This window comes from Acinetobacter sp. YH16042 (assembly GCF_013417245.1).
Lineage (GTDB): Bacteria > Pseudomonadota > Gammaproteobacteria > Pseudomonadales > Moraxellaceae > Acinetobacter > Acinetobacter amyesii.
On sequence record NZ_VPEJ01000065.1, the window covers coordinates 1 to 3,694 of the forward strand.

Annotated in this window: 6 protein-coding genes; 1 reads left to right on the top strand and 5 read right to left on the bottom strand. The window is 38.0% G+C overall.

Annotated elements, in window-relative coordinates:
* Positions 1-51 precede the first annotated feature (51 nt).
* From FTV37_RS16650 to FTV37_RS16665, 4 genes are all read right to left on the bottom strand, one after another.
* Complete coding sequence (locus FTV37_RS16650) at positions 52-867, bottom strand: hypothetical protein (protein WP_180064294.1); 816 nt, start codon at positions 865-867, stop codon at positions 52-54.
* A gap of 81 nt (positions 868-948) precedes the next feature.
* Positions 949-1,449 carry a hypothetical protein gene (locus FTV37_RS16655; protein ID WP_004282297.1) on the bottom strand — a complete coding sequence of 167 codons (501 nt, stop codon included), beginning with the start codon at positions 1,447-1,449 and terminating at the stop codon, positions 949-951.
* Positions 1,446-2,375 (bottom strand): MobA/MobL family protein, encoded by a 930-nt coding sequence (locus FTV37_RS16660; protein ID WP_180064295.1) that lies wholly within the window; start codon positions 2,373-2,375, stop codon positions 1,446-1,448. Before FTV37_RS16660 ends, FTV37_RS16655 begins: the two co-directional genes overlap by 4 nt.
* Positions 2,375-2,530 carry a hypothetical protein gene (locus FTV37_RS16665; RefSeq protein WP_002061201.1) on the bottom strand — a complete coding sequence of 52 codons (156 nt, stop codon included), beginning with the start codon at positions 2,528-2,530 and terminating at the stop codon, positions 2,375-2,377. The genes FTV37_RS16660 and FTV37_RS16665 overlap by 1 nt, the downstream gene beginning before the upstream one ends.
* A 279-nt stretch (positions 2,531-2,809) precedes the next feature.
* On the opposite strand from FTV37_RS16665, the gene FTV37_RS16670 reads away from it, so the two are divergent.
* A complete protein-coding gene (locus FTV37_RS16670) occupies positions 2,810-3,226 on the top strand; it encodes a conjugal transfer protein TraD (protein WP_108091264.1) in 417 nt (138 codons plus the stop codon).
* A 218-nt stretch (positions 3,227-3,444) separates the two neighbouring features.
* On the opposite strand, the gene FTV37_RS18035 is transcribed toward FTV37_RS16670, so the two are convergent.
* Positions 3,445-3,694: integrase core domain-containing protein (locus FTV37_RS18035; protein ID WP_257224369.1), on the bottom strand; the 250-nt coding region annotated here is incomplete at its 5' end.

A 3,694-nucleotide genomic window follows, 5' to 3' on the forward strand; every position in this document is an offset into this window, starting at 1 on the left:
GTCGAGTTTCAATACTCGATGGGCTTTTTCTTTGTATTTTTAAATTAAAATTTACTTTTCTTTGTTTACAGCAAACTTTCGCTTCTTAATCACTGTAATCGGCTTTTCTTGTGGAGCCATATTTTTCTGAATGGCCACCTGCTTCATTTCTACTGGTACAGCACTATTTTCAGTAGTCTTTGGATTAGATTCTTTAGGCTTTGACTCTGTTGGCTTTTGCAGAGTTGCTTCCTTATTTTTAATTTTTATATAAATTTTATGAGCAACTGTATTGTGCTCCTTAATTTCCCTGTTCTTATCAGCCAATTTTTTATACTGTTCCTTAAAAGGTTTTATAAATTTTTTGATAGCTGATAAGAACACGGCTTCTTCAGGATATATGTCCGCTAATGTCTTAGGTGTTTCCTTTTGCACGAAATTGATGAGATCGGCTGGAAATTTATTAAGAATCTCTGGAGTAGCAAAGCTTACAAAATCATAGTCATGATAAGAAATTACAGCATATCGGGTATTTTTCTTAGTCGGACTTTTAATATAACCTTTGACTGTTGCCTCTCCTTGATCAAGTAACTTTTTCAAATAGAAATCTTTGATTTGGTTTTCTATAAGCGCATTACCTCTATAGAACCTAAGCTTCTGACTGATTTCCGCCTGTTCTTCCAGGTTGTCTTCATCAACAAGTTTTAGCTGTTCGGATTGGTTAAGGAATTGAGCATAATTATATTGAGCCAGTTCGGATGTCCAAATCAGTAACTGATCAAGGTTTTTAGGCATAGGAACTTTCAAATCATTCAAATCAAGCTTTTTAATGGGCGCAAGTTCTTCTTCCTTAAACTCTGTTCTTTCTAAACTTGATTGCTTTAACATAATAATTTCCTTAACTTCCACTAATTTTAAACATAATAAAAATTATAAATGAGTGCTTAGAGCCTTCATTTTCAGATTCAGCTATTTGGGGTCAATAACGCATAAATCCCCATGCTTCCCATAGCCACACTGCTCTTTCATCACTCGGACGCAGGGCTTGGACTCTTCTCCAACGGCACAACTTTGAATATCAAACTGAATACCTTGCTGCCTTAAACTCTCGATCTTTGGAATATTCTCTAAAGGCTTAATATAAGATGCAAATAGCCACGTCATAGTCAGTATGAGAACTGAAAAAACACCTAAGAAAGTGGTGATTAACTTCCATGAAAATTGATCATTGGCTGATTCAATCGAGTTTTTCAAGCGTCCAAGCGCTTTAGCGGTCTTAATAAGTTCTGCTGTACCGTCCTGTAAGCCCTCATTTACCGCTTTTGATATAGTGTGGTGGGTTTGCCCAGCAATAGTGCTTTGAATGTGTTCTTTCGTGATTTGAAGCTCTTTAACGGCCTGATTGACTAGGTTCTGCTGTTGTTCTGCAACTGCCATCAGTGCATATAGCTTTTTTTCATCAGGTGTCATCGGCTCATCCCTCTAAACTTCATTGTTTTCTGTTGCTCTCTTTCTAATTTCTGCTGCTGTTTGTACTGTTCCAAAGCAAGCTGTTTAAAGCTGTCAAAATCAGCCTTAAAGCTCTCAATACCCTGTTTAATTTCTTTATCTGAAATTGGGCTGTTTTTGAGGTCTTTCAGGTCTTGTTTGGGGTCGCCTAAGTCTAGTCGCTCAAGCTCTTTATAGGCTGTACGTGATTGTTGTAGGGCTTCCCTAATTTCAGGGTCTTTGGCTTGGCTTGGTAACAGTTTCTTTTCGGGTTCTTTCTCTATGCCTTGCTCTTTGTAGCTTCGCATATCAATACGGCTATCAATTTGATGTTTTTCTAAATGGCTGTTGCATAAATCCGCCCATCTTTGGCGTAGGTCTTTAATATCAATTTTTCGTTCCTGGTAACTCTTGCCTGTATTGTCTTTTTTAGCTCCGCCACGTTCAGGATTTTTGCTGTTATAGCGTTTGAAATATTGCTCTGGATCTCGTTCGATTCCATCTTGCAGACGTTCATTAAACATGAGGTGGACGTGGGGCTGATCGTTGCCGTCCATTGCTTTAGGGTTATGAATCGCAAACTGATACGGATATTTTGAGCCGATCTCAGACTGAATGAAGTCCTCAACCAGTTCTAGGCGTTGCTCGGCATTCATCTCTCTAGGTAGGGCAATTTCATATTCTCGATAGGTACTGCCATTTTTACGCTCGTAAAGGTCGGCTGCCTGCCAAAAGGTAATCGGATTATGTTCAGCCCATTTCGGCATGTTTCCATAGTCACTATGTTCAAGGTCAGTTTCTGATTGTTCCTGTTTCAGCTTCTTTTCTTCATCCCTATCAATATATTCGGCATGCGGTGCTGCTTTACCTGCCTTACCGACTTTGACACTTAAACGAGCAATCGCCATTAGGTTTTATCCTGTTCCTTTTTTCGGTTGCGCTCTTTCTTAAACGCTCTTTGATCAAGTATCGAAGCCCACATCATAATGATGATAATTAGCGGTGCTGCGATCACGCCAAAACTAATATCTTTGATTTTTCCCAATACCTGTTTTAGTTGCATGCTGTTGCTCCTAGCTTTGGTACTTCTTTTTTTCATTCAATTTTCAATTGAACGAAAAAAAGAAGTTTCAGGGTTTTAGGGATGAAGTCCCTAACGTGCTTAGGTTTCTCAATGAAATTGAGAAACGTCTAAGCGCGCCATCAAATTTTTGATGGAAGTACAGGCGACAATCTCTAGAACGACTTTAACAAAATTGCGTACCTTGGACGTAATTATTTTGTTATCGTTCTTTGAGTATTGAGCCTGTGCTTTTGCGGTATATGAATTAAGGAATTGAATATGAATAATGATTGGCTGTCTGAAAAAATTACCTACATTTCTGCTTTAAAGAATCCCAGTGATGCACAAAAGCTTTTATTAGAATTAGCTCAAATCCAATACCGTACTCCCGACCAAGAGAAAAAATTGAATGCCTTGATCAAAGCTGAAAAAGCCATAGATCGAGCGAATAAACAGAAGATAGCAGTCAGAAAATTACTGAATGCAGAAAAGGAAGCTGAACGAAAAGCTCGTACACGTCATCTCATTCAATTAGGCGCACTTTTTGAAATTGCTAACCTTGATCAGCGTGACCCAGCCGAATTACTTGGAATTCTGCTTAAAACTGCTGAAATAGACCCAAATGATATGAAATGGCAAATTTGGAAGGATTTAGGATTAGAAGTTCTCAAACAACGTAAAAATAATTCAAATTAATTATAAGCTAAGCTAGATCAGCAATAAATTAAGTTATGATTTAACAAATCATTATGAGATTTCATAGGACAATTAATGAAAAAGTTTATCTTAGGACTCTGTCTATCTTTACCAATTCTCTCTCATGCAGCACCTAAATGGGAACTTGCTAATGTATTCATCACAAACAAAGATAAAGGTGAACCGTACCGGGTTTGTCGGAGAGTTTTTTATTTAAGTTAGGCCACCTGACCTAACGGGTTAATCTTATCATAGTACATTGCTTCAAAATCAAAAGGTGATACATAACCTAGTGCACTATGTACACGCTCTTTATTGAACCAATCTACCCAATTTAGTGTCGCAAGTTGGGCACTGTTGCAAATAGGCTGACATGATAAGCTAAATATCTTATTTATTTCGAGATACAGCAGATGAATCCCTTCCACGGTCGGCACTTTCAAGGTGAAATCATTCTTTGGGCTGTTC